The organism is Marinobacterium litorale DSM 23545 (assembly GCF_000428985.1).
GTDB lineage: Bacteria > Pseudomonadota > Gammaproteobacteria > Pseudomonadales > Balneatricaceae > Marinobacterium_D > Marinobacterium_D litorale.
Genome location: NZ_AUAZ01000008.1, coordinates 77,805 through 101,256, shown reverse-complemented (window position 1 = coordinate 101,256; position 23,452 = coordinate 77,805). Strand labels below are relative to the sequence as shown.

The 23,452-nt window shown below is 56.6% G+C and carries 23 protein-coding genes; 4 read left to right on the top strand and 19 right to left on the bottom strand.

Going from position 1 to position 23,452, the window contains the following annotated elements; translation table 11 throughout:
• Positions 1 to 16: 16 nt before the first annotated feature.
• Positions 17 to 565 carry an RNA 2',3'-cyclic phosphodiesterase gene (gene thpR, locus G403_RS0108820; RefSeq protein ID WP_027853668.1) on the top strand — a complete coding sequence of 183 codons (549 nt, stop codon included), beginning with the start codon at positions 17 to 19 and terminating at the stop codon, positions 563 to 565.
• On the opposite strand, the gene G403_RS0108815 is transcribed toward thpR, so the two are convergent.
• The 14 genes from G403_RS0108815 to leuC all read right to left on the bottom strand — a co-directional run bounded on the left by G403_RS0108815 (position 556) and on the right by leuC (position 16,957).
• Positions 556 to 1,770 carry an O-succinylhomoserine sulfhydrylase gene (locus G403_RS0108815; RefSeq protein ID WP_027853667.1) on the bottom strand — a complete coding sequence of 405 codons (1,215 nt, stop codon included), beginning with the start codon at positions 1,768 to 1,770 and terminating at the stop codon, positions 556 to 558. The two genes, thpR and G403_RS0108815, sit on opposite strands and share 10 nt — an antisense overlap.
• 11 nt (positions 1,771 to 1,781) lie before the next feature.
• Positions 1,782 to 3,305: an amidophosphoribosyltransferase gene (gene purF, locus G403_RS0108810; RefSeq protein ID WP_027853666.1), complete on the bottom strand. Its 1,524-nt coding sequence runs from the start codon at positions 3,303 to 3,305 to the stop codon at positions 1,782 to 1,784.
• Between the two features lie 41 nt (positions 3,306 to 3,346).
• Positions 3,347 to 3,841 (bottom strand): CvpA family protein, encoded by a 495-nt coding sequence (locus G403_RS0108805; RefSeq protein WP_027853665.1) that lies wholly within the window; start codon positions 3,839 to 3,841, stop codon positions 3,347 to 3,349.
• A gap of 70 nt (positions 3,842 to 3,911) precedes the next feature.
• Positions 3,912 to 4,451: an SPOR domain-containing protein gene (locus tag G403_RS0108800; protein ID WP_245578224.1), complete on the bottom strand. Its 540-nt coding sequence runs from the start codon at positions 4,449 to 4,451 to the stop codon at positions 3,912 to 3,914.
• Positions 4,452 to 4,466: 15 nt separating this feature from the next.
• The gene (gene folC / locus G403_RS0108795; RefSeq protein WP_027853663.1) at positions 4,467 to 5,744 is read right to left on the bottom strand and encodes a bifunctional tetrahydrofolate synthase/dihydrofolate synthase; all 1,278 of its coding nucleotides are present in this window, start codon (positions 5,742 to 5,744) and stop codon (positions 4,467 to 4,469) included.
• A 57-nt stretch (positions 5,745 to 5,801) separates the two neighbouring features.
• On the bottom strand, positions 5,802 to 6,662 hold the full coding sequence (gene accD / locus G403_RS0108790; RefSeq protein WP_027853662.1) for an acetyl-CoA carboxylase, carboxyltransferase subunit beta: 861 nt from the start codon (positions 6,660 to 6,662) through the stop codon (positions 5,802 to 5,804).
• Between the two features lie 74 nt (positions 6,663 to 6,736).
• Entirely contained in the window at positions 6,737 to 7,366 is a 630-nt protein-coding gene (locus G403_RS0108785; protein WP_027853661.1) for a phosphoribosylanthranilate isomerase, read from the bottom strand.
• A 39-nt stretch (positions 7,367 to 7,405) separates the two neighbouring features.
• Complete coding sequence (truA, locus tag G403_RS0108780) at positions 7,406 to 8,269, bottom strand: tRNA pseudouridine(38-40) synthase TruA (RefSeq protein WP_027853660.1); 864 nt, start codon at positions 8,267 to 8,269, stop codon at positions 7,406 to 7,408.
• A 4-nt stretch (positions 8,270 to 8,273) separates the two neighbouring features.
• Complete coding sequence (locus G403_RS0108775) at positions 8,274 to 11,207, bottom strand: FimV/HubP family polar landmark protein (protein WP_027853659.1); 2,934 nt, start codon at positions 11,205 to 11,207, stop codon at positions 8,274 to 8,276.
• A gap of 164 nt (positions 11,208 to 11,371) precedes the next feature.
• The gene (locus G403_RS0108770; protein ID WP_027853658.1) at positions 11,372 to 12,373 is read right to left on the bottom strand and encodes an Asd/ArgC dimerization domain-containing protein; all 1,002 of its coding nucleotides are present in this window, start codon (positions 12,371 to 12,373) and stop codon (positions 11,372 to 11,374) included.
• Positions 12,374 to 12,509: 136 nt separating this feature from the next.
• The gene (gene asd / locus G403_RS0108765; RefSeq protein WP_027853657.1) at positions 12,510 to 13,625 is read right to left on the bottom strand and encodes an aspartate-semialdehyde dehydrogenase; all 1,116 of its coding nucleotides are present in this window, start codon (positions 13,623 to 13,625) and stop codon (positions 12,510 to 12,512) included.
• Between the two features lie 129 nt (positions 13,626 to 13,754).
• A complete protein-coding gene (gene leuB / locus G403_RS0108760) occupies positions 13,755 to 14,834 on the bottom strand; it encodes a 3-isopropylmalate dehydrogenase (protein WP_027853656.1) in 1,080 nt (359 codons plus the stop codon).
• Positions 14,835 to 14,870: 36 nt separating this feature from the next.
• On the bottom strand, positions 14,871 to 15,521 hold the full coding sequence (leuD, locus tag G403_RS0108755) for a 3-isopropylmalate dehydratase small subunit (RefSeq protein ID WP_027853655.1): 651 nt from the start codon (positions 15,519 to 15,521) through the stop codon (positions 14,871 to 14,873).
• Between the two features lie 14 nt (positions 15,522 to 15,535).
• Positions 15,536 to 16,957, bottom strand: coding sequence for a 3-isopropylmalate dehydratase large subunit (gene leuC, locus G403_RS0108750; protein WP_027853654.1), 1,422 nt, complete (start codon positions 16,955 to 16,957; stop codon positions 15,536 to 15,538).
• 111 nt (positions 16,958 to 17,068) lie between these two features.
• Here leuC and G403_RS0108745 point away from each other — a divergent pair, with 111 nt between their 5' ends.
• The 3 genes from G403_RS0108745 (at position 17,069) to phaC (ending at position 20,020) form a co-directional block, all read left to right on the top strand.
• Positions 17,069 to 17,956 (top strand): LysR family transcriptional regulator, encoded by an 888-nt coding sequence (locus tag G403_RS0108745; protein WP_036233123.1) that lies wholly within the window; start codon positions 17,069 to 17,071, stop codon positions 17,954 to 17,956.
• 64 nt (positions 17,957 to 18,020) lie between these two features.
• Positions 18,021 to 18,956, top strand: a complete 936-nt coding sequence (locus G403_RS0108740; RefSeq protein ID WP_169719894.1) for a poly(R)-hydroxyalkanoic acid synthase subunit PhaE — start codon at positions 18,021 to 18,023, stop codon at positions 18,954 to 18,956.
• Complete coding sequence (phaC, locus tag G403_RS0108735; protein ID WP_027853651.1) at positions 18,953 to 20,020, top strand: class III poly(R)-hydroxyalkanoic acid synthase subunit PhaC; 1,068 nt, start codon at positions 18,953 to 18,955, stop codon at positions 20,018 to 20,020. The genes G403_RS0108740 and phaC overlap by 4 nt, the downstream gene beginning before the upstream one ends.
• Before the next feature lie 20 nt (positions 20,021 to 20,040).
• Here the strand turns inward: phaC and phaR are convergent, their stop codons facing one another.
• From phaR to speD, 5 genes are all read right to left on the bottom strand, one after another.
• The gene (gene phaR, locus G403_RS0108730) at positions 20,041 to 20,550 is read right to left on the bottom strand and encodes a polyhydroxyalkanoate synthesis repressor PhaR (protein ID WP_027853650.1); all 510 of its coding nucleotides are present in this window, start codon (positions 20,548 to 20,550) and stop codon (positions 20,041 to 20,043) included.
• A 42-nt stretch (positions 20,551 to 20,592) separates the two neighbouring features.
• On the bottom strand, positions 20,593 to 20,850 hold the full coding sequence (locus G403_RS0108725) for a DUF6489 family protein (RefSeq protein WP_027853649.1): 258 nt from the start codon (positions 20,848 to 20,850) through the stop codon (positions 20,593 to 20,595).
• 109 nt (positions 20,851 to 20,959) lie between these two features.
• Positions 20,960 to 22,147 (bottom strand): MFS transporter, encoded by a 1,188-nt coding sequence (locus G403_RS0108720; RefSeq protein WP_051298762.1) that lies wholly within the window; start codon positions 22,145 to 22,147, stop codon positions 20,960 to 20,962.
• The gene (gene speE / locus G403_RS0108715; protein ID WP_027853647.1) at positions 22,137 to 22,994 is read right to left on the bottom strand and encodes a polyamine aminopropyltransferase; all 858 of its coding nucleotides are present in this window, start codon (positions 22,992 to 22,994) and stop codon (positions 22,137 to 22,139) included. Before speE ends, G403_RS0108720 begins: the two co-directional genes overlap by 11 nt.
• Positions 22,972 to 23,451 (bottom strand): adenosylmethionine decarboxylase, encoded by a 480-nt coding sequence (gene speD / locus G403_RS0108710; protein ID WP_051298760.1) that lies wholly within the window; start codon positions 23,449 to 23,451, stop codon positions 22,972 to 22,974. The genes speE and speD overlap by 23 nt, the downstream gene beginning before the upstream one ends.
• Position 23,452 lies beyond the last annotated feature (1 nt).

Below are 23,452 nucleotides of genomic sequence, written 5' to 3'. Positions count from 1 at the left end.
ACTCCAGGGCCTCGAAATGTCGGACCAGTCCACTTCACTACGCCTGTTTATCGCTATTGATCTACCGGAAAGCCTGCAAGACCGGATTGGAGAACAATTGCCCCATATTCCGGAGGTCCGCTGGAGCCCACCTGAACAGCTGCATATGACGCTGGCGTTTATTGGCAAGCTGGAGGCACACAGAATGCCTGCGCTGGACCAGGCGCTGTCTCTGATTCAGTTCGAACCTTTCACATTATCACTGGATCGAATCGGTACCTTCGGCGACCACATACTCTGGATCGGTTCCGCCAACACCGAGGCTCTAGAACACCTGCAGCGAGAAGTGGTTGAAGCATTGACGCAGGCTCAGGTTGAATACGACGACACCCATCCCTTCACGCCCCATGTCACGATAGGACGAAGCAAGGAGCCATGGAGCGCAACCACGCTGTCTCAGGTGGAAACCTGCTTACTGGACTCACCAGCGAGTCTTCTGGTGGACCAGTTGGTATTAAAGAACAGCGTGAGAAGCGCTCACGGAGCGATTCATCAGGTTGTGCGGCTGTATGATGCTCAGAGTTGAGCCAGTCCCAGTGACAGATCCTGTTTTAGATCATCCAGGTCTTCCAACCCGACTGAAACACGAATCAGGTTGTCACGAATACCGGCACGAGCACGATCCTCCGGCGTCATCCGACCGTGGGTCGTAGTTGCCGGATGGGTAATCGTGGTTTTCGCATCACCCAGATTCCCCGTAATGGAGATCATCCGGGTCGCATCTATAAACCGCCACGCGGCATCCCGACCACCTTTGACCTCAAACGAGAGAACACCGCCAAATCCGTTTTGCTGGCGGCATGCCAGTGAATGCTGGGGATGACTTTCCAGACCGGTATAAAAGACACGTTCAACACCCGCCTGCTGCTCCAGCCATTGCGCAAGAATCTGCGCACTCTCACTGTGTCCGCGCATCCGCAGTGGGAGCGTTTCCAACCCTTTCAGGAATACCCAGGCATTGAACGGACTCATGCAGGTACCGCCGGTACGGATGAAGCCGAACACCTCTTCCATTTCAGCCTGACGACCCACCACAACACCGCCCACACAGCGGCCCTGACCGTCGATATATTTGGTCGCCGAATGCATCACAATATCCGCCCCCAACGCCAGCGGCTTCTGAAGTACCGGCGTCAGGAAGCAGTTATCGACCACAAGCAATGCATCGTTGGCATGGGCGATCTCCGCCACGGCAGCGATATCGGTGAGCTCGCCCAGGGGGTTAGACGGAGTTTCCAGAAACAACATCCTGGTTGCCGGCCCTATCGCCGCTCGCCAATCATCAAGGTCTGTCGGGTCCACATAGGTTGTGGTGATCCCGGCCCGGCTGAGGTACTTGTCGAACAGCGAGACTGTAGAGCCAAAAACACTGCGCGAGCACACCACATGATCGCCCTGCTTCAGCAGGGCCAGGCCCAGGCTTAAAATCGCGGCCATACCTGAGGACGTCGCAACCGCACGCTCACCGCCCTCCATTGCCGCGATTCTCTCCTCGAAGGCGCGCACCGTTGGATTGGTAAAGCGAGAGTAGATATTACCCGCCTCTTCTCCCCCGAAACGCGCTGCAGCTTCCCGCGCTGACGAAAAAACGAAACTGGATGTCGGATAGATCGGATCCGAATGCTCACCTTCCGGCGTGCGCGACTGCCCCGCTCTCAACGCCAGCGTATCAGTGGCATACCCATCGGGGTCAAATTGCACGCGGGAGGGGTTTTCAAAGCCTTTGCTCATCCGAGGATCCTTTACTCTATGCGGCTGAGCAGATCAGCCGACTCATTATCGCCAACCTGCTTGCCATCTGCCGCTGACTTCGCGCCGTCGTTGCGCTTCTCTTCAAGGCGGCGCAGATAGCCTGGCGAGACCGTTCCGGTCACGTAGAGGCCGTCAAATACACAGGTATCAAACTCGGTGATCACCGGATTGTACTTGGTGACAGAGTCTTTCAGGTCATCCAGATCCTGGTACAGCATCCAGTCACACCCGATATATTTGCCAATTTCGTCGGCGGTGCGGCCATGGGCTACCAGCTCGCTGGCCGAGGGCATATCGATACCATACACATTGGGATAACGCACTTCAGGCGCTGCCGAGGCAAAGTAGACCTTACGCGCACCGGCTTCCCGCGCCATCTGGACGATCTGCTTGGACGTAGTCCCCCGCACAATGGAGTCGTCCACCAGCATCACAACCTTGTCCTTGAACTCGCCCTGAATCGGGTTTAGTTTCTGGCGCACCGACTTCTTCCGCTGGGTCTGTCCCGGCATAATAAACGTACGGCCAATATAGCGGTTCTTGATAAACCCTTCGCGGAACTTCACACCGAGGCTGTTAGCCATCTCCAACGCGGCGGTACGGCTGGTATCGGGAATCGGAATAATCACGTCGATATCATGCTCGGGCATCTCCCGACGCACTTTGTCCGCCAGCTTAATCCCCATCTCCATCCGCGCCTCATGCACTGAAATACCGTCGATAATCGAGTCGGGGCGTGCCAGGTAAACATATTCAAACAGACAGGGTGCCAGCTTGGTCTTTTCAGCACAGTTCTGTGTGAAAACCTGACCGTGCGTATCGATAAAAATCGCCTCGCCCGGCTCGATATCACGCTCCAGCAGGAACCCCGAGGTATCCAGCGCAACGCTCTCGGAGGCGACCATATACTCAACACCGGCCTCAGTCTCACGCTTGCCATACACCAGCGGACGAATACCGCAGGGGTCGCGGAACGCGACAATGCCGTAGCCGGTAATGATAGCAACAACAGCGTAGCCACCCTGGCAACGCTCATGCACCCGCTTCACCGCCTTGAAAATATCCTCCGGACTCGGGCGCAGCTTGCCCATGGCCTGCAGCTCGTGGGCAAAGATATTCAACAGCACCTCAGAATCGGACGTGGTGTTGATATGACGCAAATCGGAACGGAAGATTTCATCGGCCAACTGTTCGGTGTTGGTCAGGTTGCCGTTATGGGCCAGTGCGATTCCGTAGGGTGAATTCACATAGAACGGCTGAGCTTCAGCAGAACTCGAACTCCCGGCCGTCGGGTAACGGACATGCCCGATCCCCATGTTGCCTTCGAGCCGCTTCATGTGACGGGTGCGAAACACCTCGTTGACCAGGCCATTATCCTTACGCAGAAAAAAGCGATTCCCCTCGCAGGTGACCATACCCGCCGCATCCTGCCCCCGGTGCTGAAGCACCGTCAGCGCATCGAAGATGGTCTGATTAACATAGGATTTGGCAACGATGCCGACGATACCGCACATTCAGTTCACCTCAGAAGGAACATTGTGGTTTTGCGAAGAGATTAGCGCCCGACATTCCAGATCATCTGACCGACGTCCGATGCCACGGCGCGAGTCCAGCCCTCAAGCAGAACAAAGTGGGGGATCAGGCTGGAATCCAACCACCAGTGATCCTGCACGGCCGGAGTCATGCCCAACAGTGCAACGATAACAACGACAACCAAACCGCCCCGGACCGCGCCAAAGCCCATGCCCAGAACGCGGTCGGTGGCACTGAGGCCGGTTGCGGAAACCAGAGCGCTGAACAGCATACCGACCAGCGCCCCCACTATCAGCGTAATAACAAACAGGATAGCAAAGGCGGCCAGCAGCCGGAGCGAGACTGTTTCGATATAGGGCTCGAGAATCACCGCCAGGGAGGCGGAGAACAGCCGGGCGACAATGAAGGCGGCCACCCAGGAGGCCAGAGACACGGCTTCTTTGACAAAACCGCGCTTCAAGCTCAGAAGACTCGAGATAGCGATAATCGCAATAATGACCCAGTCGGCCCAGTTCATCTGTCGTAACTACCCTTTGAAACAGCGCGCATTCTAGCAGAGCGCCAGACAGAACCCAACGACAGCGGCATCATTGCGTGGTAAAACGCACGACTATGCCGTCCAGGGAATACTCCTCTTTCAGCGCCGCCTGCAGGCTTTCGAGACGGGTACGCTGCAGCTCAGGACCTACAAAAACTTTAACCAGCCCGGAGATATGACGGATGTAAACCTTATAGCCGGCATCCAGCAGTTCGGTGCGCAACGCCTTGGCGTTAGCTTCGTCACGAAAGCTTGCCAGCTGAAGCGTCCAGGCCACAGGAACGTTTTCCTGATCCAGCTGGGGAGTGTCCTCGGTTGGCTCGATATCTGGCTTGGCTCGCTCGACAACCTCCTGAACCGGCTCCACCGGCACTGACACCACCGGTGCGCCTGCTGGCTCCGCCGGCATCCGGGTATCAGGCAGCTCACGACTGGTCGGCTCGACATCGACCCATTCGGCCGTATCGGGTCCAGGCGGAATACGGCTCTCAAGATGACGCTCCCGGTACCCCGCTCCGTCGAACACCAGCGGCAGCACGGCTGCACCGATAACCAAAAGCGCAAAGGCACCCAGCAAACGTTTCTTCATCTCCGGCTGCATGGCTCAGCCTCTCAACTCAAGCGCATCGAGCGCCTCGCTAACAGTAAAGAATGACCCAGCGACGACAACCCGATCCCCTTTTTGCATTGATGCGCGGGCGTGCGCGAGCGCCTGAGCAACCGAGTCATGGGCCTCACCGATAACCGATGCTTCGCGCCGGGCGATCTCAGCCAGAGCTGCCCCCTCAGTCCCCCGGGCACCCGGAAGCGAGGCGAAATACCAGCTCGATATCTGCGCTGACAGTGCTGCTATGACCGACGCCATATCCTTGTCCTTGAGCATTCCCAAAACCATATGCGTCTGCCCCTCGGCCGGGTTCGCCTCCAGATAACCCGCAAGGTAAGCCGCCGCTTCAGGATTGTGCGCGACATCGAGTATTGCCGCCCCTTCAGGCAGCGTAATCCTTTGCATCCGCCCCGTCATCTGAGCGCGGCGCAAACCGGAATGAATCGCCTGAGAACCTATGGTAAATCCCAGCAGTTGCAGCGCCTGCAACGCAGTAACGGCATTGACCAGGGGCAAAGAGGGTTTGGGCAGCCCACGGATAGCGAAACGTTCACCCAGCTGATCGACACCCTCCCAGTCCCAGCTATCCGGTAACGATTTACCCAGGTAATCACGCCCACGACAGAGGACTTTGGCGCCGGTCTTATCGGCAATATCAAACAGTGCCTGGGGCGGATCGGAGTCGCTGATAAGCGCCGGTTTACCGGCACGCATGATGCCCGCCTTCTCCCTGGCTATGGAATCGCGATCCGGCCCCAACCAGTCGGTATGGTCCAGTGCGATCGTGGTGATAATCGCCAAGTCGCCATCAACGATATTGACCGCATCCAGACGACCGCCAAGCCCAACCTCCAGCAAAAGCAGCTCCGGCTGCGCCTCTTCGAAACAGAGCAACGCCGCCAGCGTACCGTACTCAAAATAGGTGAGCTCAATATCGCCCCGCGCCTGTTCTATCTTTTCAAACTGACGACACAGAAGCGCATCATCCACTTCCTCACCGTTGATACGTACGCGCTCGTTGTAACGCAAAAAATGAGGCGAGGTATAAACTCCGGTGGTCACCCCGGCACAACGAGCAATCGACTCCATCATCGTCAGTGTGGATCCCTTCCCATTAGTGCCGGCCACAACCACGCGGCGACTGTTGGCAAGCTCGATCCCCAACCGATCATAGACAGCTTTAACGCGATCCAGCCCAAGCTCAATCTCTTCAGGATGACAGGCTTCGATCCGCTCCAGCCATTGGGCCAGACTTTTCGGATAATCACTCAACATCTGTTTTCCAGGGGCTTGTTGCACCGGCCAGGAGCCGGTGCAAATATCGGTGGGCACTCAGGCGGCGGGCTCATGCATCAGCTTGCGCAGGATCGACGCCAGACGCGGCTTCATTTCACGGCGGGTGATGATCATATCGACCTGGCCGTGTTCAAGCAGAAATTCGCTGCGCTGGAAGCCTTCCGGCAGTTTTTCACGCACCGTCTGCTCGATAACACGGGGACCGGCAAAGCCAACCAACGCCGCCGGCTCAGCCACGTTCAGATCGCCCAGCATGGCAAGACTGGCGGATACACCACCGTAAACCGGGTCAGTCAAAACGGAGATAAACGGGATACCTTCACGACGCAAACGTTCGAGCGCTGCACTGGTTTTCGCCATCTGCATTAATGAGATCAGTGCCTCCTGCATACGAGCACCGCCGGATGCGGAAAAGCAGATCAGAGGCCTCCGCTCCTCCAGCGCCAGAGTGGCGGCACGCACAAAACGCTCTCCTACCACCGCGCCCATAGAACCACCCATGAAGCGAAATTCGAACGCGACCGCAGCTACAGGCATCCCCTCGAGCTCACCGCGCATGGCGATCAGCGCATCCTTCTCACCGGTATCACGTTGCGCGGCGGCCAGGCGATCCTTATATTTTTTACTATCGCGAAATTTCAACCGATCGACCGGTTCCACATCAGCTGCGAGTTCCTGTCCGGTTCCCTCATCCAGAAAAAGCTCAAGACGGCGACGCGCCATCAGCCTCATGTGATGATCGCATTTAGGGCAAACGTTCAGGTTTTTCTCAAGCTCCGGACGGTAAAGCACGGCCTCACATTTGGGGCACTTATCCCACAATCCCTCGGGAATACTGCTACGCTTCTTTTCACTGCGCACGAGAGACGGTACGATTTTTTCAAGCCAGTTGCTCATTGCTACCCTTTCCTGATTCTTTCATTCTCACCGGCCGCAACCGGAAATAGATCTCTGGTCGTTATCACCGGGTATTATCGGTGACGTTCGCTATCACCCAGACGCACACCACTCATAAAGGCACTGATACACTCTGCATCCTTAATACCCTTTGACTGCTCCACCCCACCACTGACGTCAACCGCGTAGGGCTGTACCTGTTTGACAGCCTGAGCCACATTGTCCGGCGTCAGGCCTCCGGCGAGGATTATCTTCGACCGCATATGCGCCGGGATCCGTTCCCAATCAAAGGTTTCTCCGGTCCCCCCCGGCACACCCGGACGATAGGCATCAAGCAGGATGCCCCGGCCCAGCGCATACTGCGCCGCTAGACCGGCAATATCGACACCCTCTTTCATCCGTAGAGCCTTGATCCAGGGGCGGCCAAAACTTTCGCAAAACCCGGCCTGCTCATCCCCATGGAACTGAATAAGATCGATCCCGGCCGTCAACGCGTGCTCAACCAGCTCCGGCTCCGGGTTCACGAATAACCCGGTGGTCGTTACAAACGCCGGCAAGCGTGCAATTATGTCCCGCGCCTGCTCTGGCGTGACTGCGCGTGGACTCGCCTCGTAAAAGACAAAGCCGATCGCATCAGCGCCCGCCTCAACAGCCACCTGGGCGTCTTCCAGACGGCTAATGCCACAGATCTTAACCCGCGTCACAAACGCTCTCCAGCCTTAGGTAGAAAGGATTCAATTCTATCAAAGCATGGTGGAAGCGTCAGTCTGACCGGCAGATAAAAAATAGGGCCCCAATGACGATCGCGGCAGGTCAAATACTTCCGGGTAGCCCACATCCACAAAGTAGAGCCCCCAGGGCGGCGCAGTCACACCGCCTTTTCGGCGATCCCGGGCCTCCAGCACTTCACGCGCCCAATCGGGATCCGCTTCACCGCAGCCAATTTTCATCAGTACGCCCGCAATATTACGCACCATGTGGTGCAAAAATGCGTTGGCACGGATGTCGATCACGATAAGCGCACCGCTCGCATACACATTCAGCTCTTTCACCTCTCGCACCGGACTGTGAGCCTGACAGGCAACCGCCCGGTAGGAGGTAAAATCATGCTCGCCTACCAGATGATTTGCAGCGGCCTGCATCCGCTCCAACTCCAGACGCTTGTAGGTCCAGGTTACACCGCGGGATAAAAGCGCAGGCTTCACCGGGGCGCTATAAATCAAATACCGATAGCGCCGCTCCCGTGCCGAAAACCGCGCGTGAAACTGGTCATCCACCCTGCGAATCCAAAGCAAGGCGATATCATCCGGCAAATAGGTGTTACCGCCCATCAACCAGGCCCGATCCGGACGTTCGACCCGGGCGTCAAAATGAATAACCTGATGACTGGCGCTAACCCCCGCATCGGTGCGCCCCGCACAGATGACCGTTACCGGATGGTTAGCCACCCGGGATAGCGCTCGCTCGACTTCAAGCTGAACACAACGCACATTATCGCCGCTTTGCGCCTGCCATCCATTATAATTGGCGCCGGCATACTCAACCGCGGCCGCATAACGAAAGAGGGCGACCTCTGTCGCCCTCTGGTCTGACTCATGACTGATCATCGATTCAGTTCATATCCTCTAGTAACCGCTGCGCTTCCCGGCGCTGGAAGTGATTGCCCTCCTCCATGATTTCATTGAGGATATCTTTAGCCCCATCAGTGTCATCCATTTCAATGTATGCACGGGCCAGATCAAGTTTGGTCTCAATCTCGTCAGCGCCTTCCAGCAGGTTAAGTGCATCCATCGGGTCGTCTTCCTTGTCACTGGATTCCTCTGAACTCTCTTCCTCGAGAGCGATATCATCGTCCGTGGAGCCTAGCAGATCGTCGATCTCGGAATCCAGATCCGATTCCAGATCGTGGGCGATGTTGGCTGTAAGCTCCTCTTCGACACGCTCACCCGGCGAAGGCTTACGCTCCACTGGAGCCTCATCATCGTCCGGCTGAAACGAAGCTAACAGCGCATCGAGATCATCTTGATCACCCACTTCCTCTGACTGCTGTGCCGCCTCCTCGGGCTCCTCTTCATCCTCATCCGGTGCGCTCTGGAGCATCGCTTCCAGATCGTCATCCATTTCAAAGCTGTCATCTTCGCTGGTAGAAACCTGATCCAGACCGGTGTATTTGTCGTCCGTATCGACCTCAACGCTCTCCTCGGTCAGCGGCTCCACCTCTTCGTCACTGACTTCATCAAGCGGCGCGAATTCATCTTCGGTATCCACTGCCTCTTCGGCGAAAAAGTCATCGAGCATGCCATCATCTTCGGCTTCCTGGACCTGCTTGATCTCCTCTTTCGGTTCATCGACCGCAAAATCCAGACCCGCCAGTTCATCATCCTCAGACTCGTCCGATTGGTCGGCAATGTCCTGTGCCGGAGTCTCGGCTTCAGGCTTATTGACTGCAAACTCAAGGTCATCGGGAAGATCCAGGCGATCCTCTTCGGCGTCATCTTCTTCGCCAAAGCTATCGACAGCAAACTCCAGATCATCTCCTTCCGCTGTCTCTTGCTCACCCGTTTCATCAGCAGAGTCAGTTTCAGCCAGCAGGTCATCCAGCCCGGAATCCACATCCTCGGAGTCCTGCCCGGTCTCCTCGCCCAGGATATCATCCAACCCGGAATCCAAGTCTTCTTCCCCGGGCTGCTCATCCAGTGCAGGCTCTGCAGTCGCTCCAGCGCGATTGGCAGCCATCTGTGACAACGGCATATGGCCCGAAGTCAGATCGTCGTCGACTCCCAGATCGAATTCATCATCTTCGATTCGAGGGATATCCTCATCCTCGGCTAACGAATCATCTACCTCTTCAGGCCCCGGCTCGCCAGTTGCCGCACTCTCATCCAGATCCAGGTCCATATCCATGTCCAGATCCAGGTCATCGAGTTCATCGTCTGCCAGATCATCTGCGACTTGCGCTTCCGCTTCGGGAACCGGAGCCGGTTGTTCGATTTCTTCGGCGTCCTTCTCCTGCTCAGCCTCGGCAGCGGCCACACCCGCGGCAGCCGTTGCCGCAGCGGCTACGGCAACGTCCGGAATGGCGTCAGAGTCTTTGCTCTCCTTGGGCGCAGGCGCGGCCTCCGCGACGGGAGCATCATCCCCTTTCTTGCGACGACGCAGGGCGAACAATAACCCAACCAGAAGACCAAGAACCGCGCCACCTGCACCGTATAAATATCCGGGCGATTTCATCAGGCCTTCAAGCAGGCTTCCTTTTTCCGGCTCACTCTCCTGGTTCAGGCGCTGCTGCATCATCGCCAGCTCCTGATCCTTGAGTTCGATCAGACGCTGAAGCTTGTCGAGCTGTGAGCTGATTGAATCGATTTTGCCGTTAAGCTCGGTGTTTTCCTGCTCGATCTTGGCAACCGATTCCTGGGTCAGCAACAACCGGTTTTCCAGCTCTTCGTTGCGCGCAGCCAGCGCAGCCCGATCTTCCTCTGAAGCCATCTGGGCTCCCTCGGCTGAATCGGCTGTAGCTTCGGCATCAGCCTGTGTGCCTGCCTCTGCTCCATCAGCGGGTTGAGCCTGCTGTTCGCCGTCCTCTTGAGCCGCTTTATCACCCGCAGCCTCAGCGTCCGCGGTCACAACTTTAAGCTGACTATCCGGCTCAGTCGTTTCAGGCGTGGCGGCATCACCGCCCGCCTCGCCGCTATCCGGGGCCGCTGCAGTATCAGCAGCCGGTGCCTGACTGGGTGTTGTACGCCCTTCACGCCAGGCACGTGTCTGACGAGCCGCTTCCTGACGAGCCTGAGCCGGCGTCAAACGATTAATTTCCTCAAGGGACGGCAAGCGCATGACCGTACCGGCACGCATGACATTAATGTTTGCGGTGGGGAAAGAGCCGGGGTTCGTACGCACCAGCGCCAGCATCATCTGTTCCGGCGTCACCGAGCGGTTGGGACGGTTGGCCACGGCCAGTTCGTACAGGGTGTCATCGACGTCCACATACACTTCACTGCCCGGCTCTACCCGAGTACGGATATTGGACACATTCTCGGGCCTGGCGCCGGTATCAAATCTTGCCTGCTCAGCAGGCTGTGGCGACGGCGCGGACTCGGAAGCAGATGTCGACTGGGCGGTTTGAATACGGGAGGGAACCGGAGAGGGATCAAACATGGGCGGATCAAGAAGCAGCGTATACTCCCGAACCAGGCGACCACTTGGCCAGTTTACCTCTACCAGGAAGTTAAGAAACGGCTCTTTGATCGGCGTGGAGGAGCGTAACTGAATCGTTCCCGTTCCATCCGGTTGGACCTGAACATCAAATTTAACGTCAGTCAAAAAACGCGATTTACTGATACCCGCCAGCGAAAACTCGTCTATATCCGCCATTCGCGGCTGAATCTGCAGTGGTGACAGATCCCGGACCTGAAGCAGCCTGATTTCGGCGTCCAGGGGTTCGTTCAGCGCCGAGTTTACTCGGATTTCGCCAAGCCCCAGGGCATGAGCCTGGGTAGCGCTGATAGCCCCAGCGACAGCGAGGCTTAAGGCAAGTTTGCGCAGCATCGATTAATTCCCTCTTAATGGCCCGCGCCCTCCGATGAATATGCCACAAAAATCAGAGAGTTGCGTTTTCCAGCGTCAATGCCAAGTATTATTGATAACCTTGGCACGGGTCAAGAACACACTAAACGTATGTTTACGGCATAACACGGACACTCTTTACGGTTTTATTGACCAACCTGCGCTTTTTGCCACTGTTCGGCGATCTGCACCGCATTCAGGGCGCTCCCCTTACGCAGATTATCGGTCATGGCATACACGCCAAATCCGCTTGCATTCTCCGGATCCAGACGCAATCCACTGAGATGAACCCAGTCATTACCAACGGCGGTACCGACAGGGGTCGCCACCTTACCGGCGGGTATCAGCCTTAGCCCGTCCGCACGGGTCAGCAATCGTCCAGCGGCTTCCAGATCCACATCCTGCTGAGTTTCAGCCTGCAGTGTCACCATTACACCATAGAAGATTGGCGCCTGAATAACATTGACTACGATCTCAATCTGCTCATCACAAAGCAGCTCCCGTAGCTCGATAACGAACCGCGCTTCAGCCGCACTGCCCCCCCCCAGATCCTTATCCCCCGGTTGCGGCACCAGGTTAAACGCATACTGATCCTGGAACAGCTTCGCCTCGGCATCCCGGCCATTCAGCAGACGGGCCGTTTCTCCGGCCAATGCTTCCACGCCTGCATGCTCAAGCGCTGTCGCAGACTGAACTACAAAGGCGTTGAGACGTAACACCTGGTACTCGGCCTGCAACGGAGCCAGCGCCAGCGCTGCTGCTACAGAAGCCGGTGCCGGCGAACCGACAACCTCACCGCGTCCCACATCCGCCAGCACAGCGCCGTTAACCTCGGGGACGACCAGTACGGCACCAGACTGCCGCGCCGGAAACAGATCAATAACCAGTGCACCACTGCCCTGTGCTGCCTTGAGAACCGCCTCAGGCAGCTCCAAGTCTGCGAGGAATAGAATATCTGCATCCTGCCCAAGCTCAGTCTCCTCATAGGAGGCGACCTTCGTCGACTTACCCCGGAACATCAGAGTCCGACCGGCCTCATCGGTCTTATCGAACAAACGCAGGCGATCTACAGTGAGATCACGCTCATCCAGAATCTGCAGAAGATTTTCACCACTGAGGGTACTGACACCGATAATTGTTACATTCACAGTTTTTAACCTTCTCGCTAAACTCGCCGCTAGAGAAAACAAATCTCCGCGGCTCGTCAAATACGCTCTACAAAAACAAAAACAGCCCGGCCGGTTTATAACCGGGCCGGGCTGAATATCAGATCAAACGAGGTGATCAGCCTTCGATCAAAATGCGCAGCATACGGCGTAGCGGCTCAGCAGCCCCCCACAGGAGCTGATCTCCGACGCTGAACGCATTCAGGTAGTCCGGCCCCATGCGCATCTTACGCAGACGACCAACAGGAATACCCAGTGTACCGGTGATCTTGGCCGGTGACAGGTCGGTCATGGTGACATCGCGCTCGTTGGGCACGACGCTGACCCAGTCATTCGCTTCGGCGATCATCGACTCGATCTCATCCATCGGCACATCACGCTTGAGCTTGACGGTAAACGCCTGGCTGTGACAGCGCATAGCACCGATGCGCACACAGGTGCCATCGATCGGAACCGGGTTATCGGAAAGACCGAGGATCTTGTTGGTTTCCACGTAACCTTTCCACTCCTCCTTGCTTTGCCCCAGGTCTACGGCCTTATCGATCCACGGGATCAGAGAACCGGCCAGTGGCACACCGAAGTTATCGGTGGCAAATTCGCCAGAGCGCATGGTTTCAGCAACTTGACGATCGATATCGAGAATCGCTGAAGAGGGGTCCGCCAGCAGTGCTTCGGAGCCTGCATGGATCTGACCCATCTGTTTGATCAATTCACGCATATTCTGCGCGCCGGCACCGGATGCCGCCTGGTAGGTCATGGAGCTGATCCATTCCACCAGATCCGCCTTAAACAGACCACCAAGCCCCATCAGCATCAGAGAGACGGTGCAGTTACCGCCCACGTAGTTCTTGATACCCTTGCTCAGACCGTCTTTGATCACATCCAGGTTAACCGGATCCAGCACGATCAGGCTGTCATCAGCCATACGCAGCGTGGAGGCTGCATCGATCCAGTAGCCATCCCAGCCGGACTCGCGCAGCTTGGCGAACACCTCAGTTGTGTAGTCACCACCCTGGCAGGAGACGATTGCGTCCATCTGCTTGAGCTCTTCAATGTCGCGTGCGTCCTTGAGCGCCGGGATATCCTTGCCGATATCCGGGCCAGCCGCGCCGACCTGAGAGGTGGTAAAAAACACCGGCTCAGCAATATGATCAAAGTCCTTCTCTTCCAGCATTCGCTGCATAAGAACCGAACCGACCATGCCACGCCAGCCTACAAAACCTACACGTTTCATTCGTGCCCCCAAATATTGAGTTGCTTTAAGCTTGATTACCCGCGACCAAAAGCCAGATACGCAAACGGGCCAGACCTCAGCCTGACCCGTGTGGGCCTGAAGCCGCGCAAGGGATCAACGGCTTAGTGTTTAACCAAGCGCCGCGACCACTGCATCACCCATTTCGGATGTGCTGACCTCACGCATGCCTTCGGACAGAATATCAGGGGTTCGCAGCCCCTGATCCAGCACCTTGCTGACGGCCTGCTCAATCGCATCGGCCGCTTCGCCCTGATCGAGCGAGTAACGTAACATCATAGCGGCTGAGAGGATCGTTGCCAACGGGTTGGCCTTACCCTGCCCTGCGATATCAGGCGCAGATCCGTGACAGGGTTCATACATACCCTTGCCATTTTTATCCAGCGAAGCGGACGGCAACATACCGATGGAACCGGTCAGCATGGCGGCCGCGTCGGACAGGATATCGCCGAACATATTGCCCGTTACAATAACGTCAAACTGCTTCGGCGCACGCACCAGCTGCATCGCGGCGTTATCCACGTACATATGGCTCAACTCGACATCCGGGTATTCGCTCTTGAGCTCTTCCATGACCTCGCGCCAGAGTACAGTCACTTCCAGTACGTTAGCCTTGTCCACCGAGCAGAGTTTTTTGTTGCGTGCGCGCGCTGCTTCGAACGCCACCCGACCGATTCGGCGAATCTCGTTTTCATCGTAAACGTACGTGTTGAAGCCTTCGCGGATACCACCCTCTTTCTCACGCACACCACGGGGCTTACCGAAGTAGATACCGCCGGTCAGCTCACGCACGATCAGAATATCCAGCCCCGAGACCACTTCCTCTTTAAGCGTGGAGGCATGTGCCAGCTGCGGGTAAAGAATTGCCGGGCGCAGGTTACCGAACAGCTCAAGCTCGGTACGAATACCCAGCAGACCCTTTTCCGGACGGATCTGAAAATCGGGGATAGTGTCCCACTTGGGGCCACCTACGGCACCAAGCAGGATCGCGTCGGCGGCTTTCGCTGCGGCCAGCGAGTCTTCGGGCAGCGGCTTACCGGTCGCATCGATCGCAGCCCCCCCCAGGAGCGCCTCGCTCATCTCGAGACCCAGGCTGAATTTCGTATTGACGGTTTCGAGCACTTTGCGCGCTTCGGCGACGATTTCCGGGCCAATACCATCACCCGGGAACAGCAGAACATTTTTACTCATAATCCAATCCTGAATGCGTAATTCGTTGTGACACGTTTAGTTGTGAATGGCATCGAACAGCCAGGGAGCGTCCTGACGGCGGCGCTCTTCGTAGGCCTTGATCGAATCCGCGTGCTGAAGTGTGAGGCCGATATCATCGAGCCCCTCCAACAGACAGTGCTTACGGAAACCATCCACCTCAAAAGCGAACTCTTCACCACTGGGCGTAATCACCACCTGGCGCTCGAGATCGACCGTCAACTGGTAACCCTCAACGGACTCAACTTCGCGGAACAGCTGATCTACCTGAGCATCGCTCAACACAATCGGCAGCAAACCATTCTTGAAGCAGTTGTTGTAGAAAATATCGGCAAAACTCGGCGCAATAACCGCACGAAATCCGTAGTCATCCAACGCCCAGGGCGCGTGCTCACGGCTGGAGCCACAACCGAAATTTTTACGGGCCAGCAGCACGCTGGAGCCAGCATAGCGCGCCTGATTGAGCACAAAATCGGGGTTCAGCGGACGACCACTGCAATCCTGATCCGGTTGGCCTTCATCCAGGTAGCGCAGTTCATCGAACAGGTTCGGTCCGAAGCCGGCCCGCTTGATCGATTTCAAAAACTGCTTCGGGATAATCATATCGGTATCGACATTGGCGCGATCCAGCGGAGCGACAATACCGGTGTGCTTGGTAAATTTTCTCATCTGCAGGGCTCCTGTTACTGGTTCATCATCTCACGCACATCGACAAAGTGACCGGCAATTGCGGCCGCCGCTGCCATGGCAGGGCTCACCAGATGGGTACGCCCACCAAAGCCCTGCCGGCCTTCAAAATTACGGTTGGAAGTAGAGGCGCAATGCTCGCCCTGTCCCAGCTTGTCAGGGTTCATAGCCAGGCACATGGAACAACCTGGCTCACGCCATTCAAGGCCGGCTTCGATAAAGATCTTGTCGAGCCCCTCTTTTTGCGCCTGCTCTTTCACCAGACCGGACCCAGGCACCACCAGCGCCTGTTTCAGCGTCGTGGCGACCTTGCGGCCCTTAACCACTTCTGCGGCTGCGCGCAGGTCCTCAATGCGAGAATTGGTGCAGGAACCGATAAAAACACGATCCAGCTGGATATCGGTGATCTTCTGATCAGCACGCAAGCCCATATACTGAAGTGCGCGACGAATGCCATCGGCCTTGACCGAATCAGACTCCGCCTCCGGGTTGGGCACGTTCGCATCCACCGGCAAAACCATCTCCGGTGACGTTCCCCAGGTCACCTGCGGTTTGATCTCTTCGGCGCGAATCTCGACCACATGATCGAACTGAGCATCGGCATCGGAGACCAGGTCTTTCCAGGCCTCTACTGCACGAGTCCACTGCTCACCTTTGGGTGAGAACGGCCGGCCTTTAAAGTACTCGATGGTCTTGTCATCCACCGCCACCAGCCCCACTCGGGCACCCGCCTCGATCGCCATATTACAGACGGTCATGCGGCCCTCTACCGACAAGCTTTGAATGCCGCTGCCACCAAATTCGATCGCACAGCCCGTACCGCCAGCCGTGCCGATCACGCCAATGATATGGAGCACAACATCCTTGGCGGTCACACCCGCGCCGAGTTCACCATCAACCCGTACCAGCATGTTTTTCATCTTTTTGGCGATCAGACACTGAGTCGCCAGCACATGCTCCACCTCAGAGGTGCCGATACCATGAGCCAGGGCGCCAAACGCGCCATGAGTGGAGGTGTGCGAGTCACCGCAGACCACGGTGGAACCCGGCAGCGTCATCCCCTGCTCGGGACCGACCACATGAACAATCCCCTGGCGAGCATCGTTCATCTTGAACTCGACAATGCCGAAATCATCACAGTTGGAATCCAGGGTCTTAACCTGAATACGGGACACCGGATCCACGATTTTATCGACGCCACCGGCGCGCTCAGTGGTGGGCACGTTGTGATCGGGCGTTGCCAGGTTGGCATCGATCCGCCAGGGCTTGCGTCCGGCCAGACGCAGACCTTCAAACGCCTGGGGTGAAGTCACTTCGTGCAGAATCTGGCGATCGATATAGATCAGCGCGCTGCCATCTTCATTTTCGCGCACCAAATGCGCGTCCCAGAGTTTATCGTAAAGGGTTTTACCGGCCATCAGCTGTGTCCCCATGTTCAGTATGCTTTGACAGTGGGGCCATGCTATTGCAGTTGCCTGCTGTAGACAAATTCATTATTTTCCTTTTAATCATTCCAAACAGGAATAGCAATGAATCCTCAACTCGACAGCGCGACACTACACGCATTTGTCCAGGTCGCCGACAGCGGCTCGTTCTCGGTGGCCGCCGAAAAACTCTTTCTGACTCAGTCTGCAATCAGCAAACGCATAGCGCACCTCGAGCAACAGGTCGATTGCAGGCTGTTCGACCGGATCGGTCGCAGCATAAGCCTCACCGAAGCAGGCAAGACCCTCCTTCCTCAGGCCAGGGAGATTTTGCACGCGCTGCAGGATGCAGCTCGCAGCCTGCAAAACCTGTCTGGGGAGGTAAGCGGACGCCTCTCCCTGGCCGCAAGTCACCATATTAGTCTGCACCGGCTGCCGCCTATATTGCGCGAGTACGCCCGTCGTTACCCGGGCGTCGCGCTGGACCTGCGCTTCGATGAATCGGAAGTTGCCTACGAAAATGTAATTCAGGGCGAACTGGAGCTCGCGCTCATCACGCTGGCTCCGGAAGCCGATCCAAGGATCCATGCCGAAACGCTCTGGGTCGACGCCCTGCAATATGTGGTGGGTAACGACCATCCGCTAGCCAGAGAGCCGGATCCCAGCCTGGAGCTGCTTAACCGCTATCCCGCCCTCTTACCCGCTCCCAACACCTTTACCCATCAACTAGTGCTGGAGCAGTTGTCGCAGCTTGGTCTGAAGCCTAATCTGGGCCTCAGCACCAACTACCTGGATACGATACGAATGATGGTCCGGGTAGGACTGGGCTGGAGCCTGCTTCCCGAAACCATGATCGATGAAGGACTGGCCCGAATACCGCTTAGCCGGGAGCCGATTTTGCGCCCGCTGGGGCTGATCTATCACCGCGACCGAACCCTGTCTAACGCCGCAAGCGAGCTGGTACGCATGCTGCGTATCGCTGGCGGCGAATGAAAACTGGCTTGCCTCCGTTTGGCACTGTAAGATCGCGGGTAATCCCACATTAACGGAGCTGATGGTGGCCGAGGACCTGCTGAAATTCATGCAGCAGTGGATGCAACACATTGAAAAGGATAAAGAAACCGGTAGCGCAGAAAGCGCCGGATACGGTTCTTTTTCAGCATTCACCTCCGGGCCGGAAATACCGGTCAGCGATCAGCATGCATCACTGGTCGCACTGCTCACTGAACAGTCGGTGGAGTTCACCCGTTTTGCCCAACAGGTTATCGGTTACCTGGAGCTTCACGGCCGGCAGGCAGAGCTCAGCGCGCTCATTAATGTCTTCCACGATCACCTGCGCCGCCTGACTCAGGAGTGGATTCTTAATCGCTGGCAGCTTCCGGAACAGCTCGGGGCCCTGTTCAAGACCCACAGTTTTCAGGATGACCTGCTCCTGGACAACCCGTTTATCCATGGACTCAAAAGCCTGCTCAGCGCCCCCTCCCAAATCGGCCTCAGTCACCAGCTCCAGACCCAGTTACGTCAGGGCGTAGAACTCCTCCTCGAATATGAACAGGCGCTGAGAGACTACAACACGCTCTACAGTGGCATAAACCAGCAGGCCACATCGCGTTTTCTTGAGCAGATCGAGCACTGCGATCCACCCGTCAACACGCTCGGGTCGCTGCATGATCTTTGGGTAGACACCTATGAGCATGCGTACAGCAAAACCATCGTGACCACCGAGTATCGCCAGGCTCACGGAAGAATCAGCAACGCTGTTATGGGACTGCGTCAAGCTCTGCAGCAATTCCGTAACGCACAGCTACGTCAGTTCGGGATCCCCAGTGAAGATCAGATGACACTGATCTATCAGCGCCTGAATGAGCAACGCCGCCAGATACGCCAGCTGCGCAGGGACATGGGCGACATACAGGCTTTGCGCGAAGAGGTTGAGCACCTCAGGGCCACACTGCGCGATCAAATATCGGCTGCCGGGACCAAGAAGTCATGAAAGGACTGAACCTCGACCCGGGCCGGATTCGCGAGGAACTGGCCACATTCAACGACCGACTTGAGCAGAGCTATCAAACGCTGCGCGCCATTGAAGGCGTTGATGTGGGCACGACGCCCCGCGAGGAGATTGGACACTACGACAGGGTACGCCTCTACCGCTACCAGCCTGCCACTGCACCGTCAGTACAAACCCCGGTATTAATCTGCTATGCGCTGGTCAACCGCCCTTATATCGCCGACCTGCAGCCGGACCGCTCCCTGATCGCCGCCCTGATTGCACTGGGTGTACCCGTCTATCTGATCGACTGGGGCTATCCCGAAGATGCGGATTGCTTCCTGGACCTGGATGACTATATCGAGGACTACCTGGACAGCTGCGTCCGAAAGGTGTGCGCGGAGTCGCCCAGCGGCCGGATAACCCTGCTGGGTATCTGTCAGGGCGGCACGTTCAGCCTTTGCTATACAGCCCTGCATCCCGAACGTATTCAAAACCTGATCACCATGGTTACTCCGGTGGATTTTCACACGCCCGACTTCACCCTCAGCCATCTGGCCAGAGATGTTGACGTGGACCTGGCCGTGAATACCTACGGCAACATCCCGGGCGAGCTGCTGAACGATACCTACAATTCACTGATGCCGATGCGACTGGGCGTGCAAAAAAATCTGGGCCTGCCCACTCAATTGAGCGACCGCGACAGAGCGCTTAACTTTTTACGCATGGAGCAATGGATCAATGATGGGCCAGATCAGGCAGGAGAGGCGTTCCGAAACTTTATTCGTCAGTTCTTTCACGAGAACCGGCTAGTCAACGGAACAGTGTTAATCGGCCAAAAAAGAGTTGACCTGAACCAGATCCAGCAGCCCATTCTTAATATTCTGGGCCGACACGATCATCTGGTGCCCCCGTCTTCTTCACGGGCACTGGAGCACGCGACAGCTAGCAGCGATTATCGCGAGCTAAGCGTAAGCGCAGGACACATCGGTGTCTTCGTCAGCAGCAAAGCGTTAAAGCAGGTGCCGCTGACGATCCATGACTGGTTGCAAGAGCGTGACGCATAAACCGACAGCGATAGCCACCATCACGCCTTGTCCGACCCGTCCTTGGTTTCACTTTCTTCGTTTTTCTCAGCAGAAGCCGCGCCAGGATCCGCGCCCTCACTCTCTTCTCCACGCGGCGCAAACATATTCCACACCGCCATATTCTGGTCGGCAAAGCGGTTCATCATGGTCAGCGGGTTAGCCGCCCCCATCATCGTTTGCATCTGCTCACGAATCCGATCCTGGTGCTCAAGAAAAGCCGCGATACTCTGCTCCAGATACTGACTCATCATGCCCTGCATACTATCCCCATAGAAGCGGATCAGCTGCTGTAATACCTGGTTAGTCAGGAGCGTCCCATGCCCCTCCGCCTCCTGCTCACTGATAATCTGAAGCAGGATGTTGCGAGTCAGGTCATTGCCGGTTTTGGAGTCCTGCACCTGAAACTGCTCGCCATTGAGTACCAGCTGCTTGACGTCCTCCAGAGTGACATAGCAACTGCGGGAGGTATCGTACAGCCGACGATTAGTGTACTTCCTGAGAATACGCACGTCTGTCTCCTTCATTGACTCACTATCACCCTCGGATCTGGATCAGCCTTTACTGTCATCGTCATTGCGACCGTACTGACTCATCATCGTGAATAACATTTTCTGAAACGCTTCCATAGAGCCCAGACCGGAGCTCATATAGGGCTTGAGCAGCGTCATCGGATCGTACCCTTCGGCACCGGCATCCATTCGCTCATGAATGCGGCGCACCATATCATCTTGCAGTGCACTGACATCCGGCAATCCCAGAGTGCGTCGCAGCTCCTCGGGTGTCATGTCGATATTGATCGTAAACTTCATACCGGACTCCCCTCGCCTACCTGCCAAACCACACGGACCGCCCGGTTGCTGCGGCAGCGTTAACAGCAACTATCAACCTATAGTATATAACCACCAGCACAAAACAATGTTATGACTGATTTTGCTGCGCTTTTTCCGGGTAAATCCAGACTGATGTCAACACTATTGCCAGCAGACACCCGACCGCCGCCGCCAGAAACGCAGCCTCGCTACCTGCCACATTCCAGATCAGACCGGCCGCAAATGCACCGGCCATACCGCCGGCCCCGAACCCAAGACTGGAAAACAACGCCTGCCCCCGCCCCTGGGTGGATGGCGGAAAATAGTGCTGCACCAGCGTGATCCCAACGATATGCAGGCTGCCAAATGTTGCAGCATGGAGAAGCTGTGCCAGCAGCATGGGCACCGGGTACTCGGGAAGATACGCAGTCACAACCCAACGCAGCACGCTCAACCATAAGCTCGCCAGCATAATCGTTCTTAATGACCAGCGCTCAAGTACACGGTGCATCCAGATAAACAGCACCACCTCGGCCAGAACACCCAGCGACCACATCAGACCAATCATACTTCGGCTATAGCCAAGCGATTCCATCATCGGACTGAAGAAGCTGTAATAGGGACCGTGCCCAAACTGAACCAGAAAGCAGATCAGGAAAAAGGCGACCACCTGCCCCTGCATCAGCACTTCTTTCAGGGAGGCTGTCTTACCGACCGGCTCATGTTCAACCGAGCCCTCGTGCTGATTAACCAGCAGCGTATTTATCCAGATCAGCACCAGAAGCCCCAGCAGCATGAACGGTAAGGCCCGAATCGATAGAGAATCCAGCAGATACCCGATAACGCCGACGGCGGCGATAAATCCCACCGAGCCCCAGACCCGTATGCGACTGTAGCGATGCTTTTGCTCGCCCAGATAGCGCAGGGTCACCACTTCAAATTGAGGCAGGATGGCGTTCCAGAAAAAGCTGAAACCGACAGTAACCAGCGCAATGTAGAGAGGTGTTTCGGCCCAGAAAATAAGCCCAAAGATCAGCCAGGCGCAGCACGAGCCCAGGCGAACAATCCAGATCCGCCGCCCGGTACGGTCAGCTATCCAACCCCAAAGGGACGGCGCGAAAATTCTCGTAGCATGAAGCAGCCCCATCAACAGCCCGATCACCTCCGGACCAAAGCCGAACGACTGAAGATACAGACTCCAGTAAGGCACCAACGCGCCCAGAAACGCAAAATAGAACAGGTAGAAGCCTGACAACCGAACCCGGGGAATCGGACGCGGAGGGACCTCAGAGACCATCAAGCAAGTCGAGCAGATAAGCCGGCAGCGCGAAGCTGGCTTGATGAACAGCAGGCGTGTAATAGCGGGTCTTAATCGCGGCTTGCGCAAAGCGACGGGTCAACTGATCCAAAGGTACCGTCCGCAAACGGACATCATCACTGGCCCAGGCAAATGCCATGGAACCACCGGCGTAACTGGGTACAGCAGCCGTGTAAAAGCTTTGATCAGCAAACAGTGGCCCCAAACGCCCCCGGGTATCCACCAGTTCATCCGGTTGCATAAAACCAACCCCGTTCTGGGCGACAAATACGCCCCCGGGATTCAAACACCGCTTACAACCCTGATAAAACGGCGAGGAAAATAAAACCTCACCGGGACCAACCGGGTCAGTGCAATCAGAGATCACAAGGTCGAACCGCTCACCAGTCGCCTGAACAAACTCCACACCATCAGCAATCTCTATCTGAACGCGCGGATCATCAAATGCACCGGCAGAGTGGTTTGGTAAATAGGTGGTACAGAGATCGATCACCGCCTGATCAATCTCAACCTGAACAACCTGTTCCACTCCGGAATGACGCAACACTTCACGCAGCATACCGCCATCACCACCACCGATGATCAGCACACGGCGCACTGAACCATGGGCGAATATCGGCACGTGGGCCAGCATCTCGTGGTAGATAAATTCGTCGCGCTCGGTGGTCTGGACGATACCATCCAGCGTCAGCACGCGTCCGAAGGTGGCATTACGGAAAATCATCAGCTCCTGATGAGCCGTTTTTGACTCAAACAGCAGCTCATCGATACTCAACGACTGACTGTAACCGGCGTGCAGCTTTTCAACGAACCAGGGTGTCTTCATCAATCGCGACCTTCCCTCTTAATAGCTCTTGAACGTGCACCTCCCGTGGCTGAAAGCGATCTTCCAGCACCGGTACGGTCATATCCGGATTGGCAGCGCCACACATAAACACATCGAACGCTGCGTAATCGCGCTCCGGCCAGGTATGCACACTGATGTGGGACTCTGCCAGAACCGCTACACCGGAGATCCCTCCGTTGGGGGTGAAATGATGGAGGTGCAGGTGCAATAGTGTGGCGCCGGCAGCCTCGACCGCCTCGCGCAGCGCCAGCTCCATGCGGTCGATGTCATCGAGATCCGCGGCACCGTAGAGGTCAATAATCAGATGCGTTCCGGCAAACCGATAGCCATCGCGCTGGACAAAATAATCCTTGCGCGCCTGGGAGGGATCGCCATAGGCCGGCCAGTCACCACGGGCCGATACAGCACTCAGCGTGTCGCTTTTGCTTTCGGACATT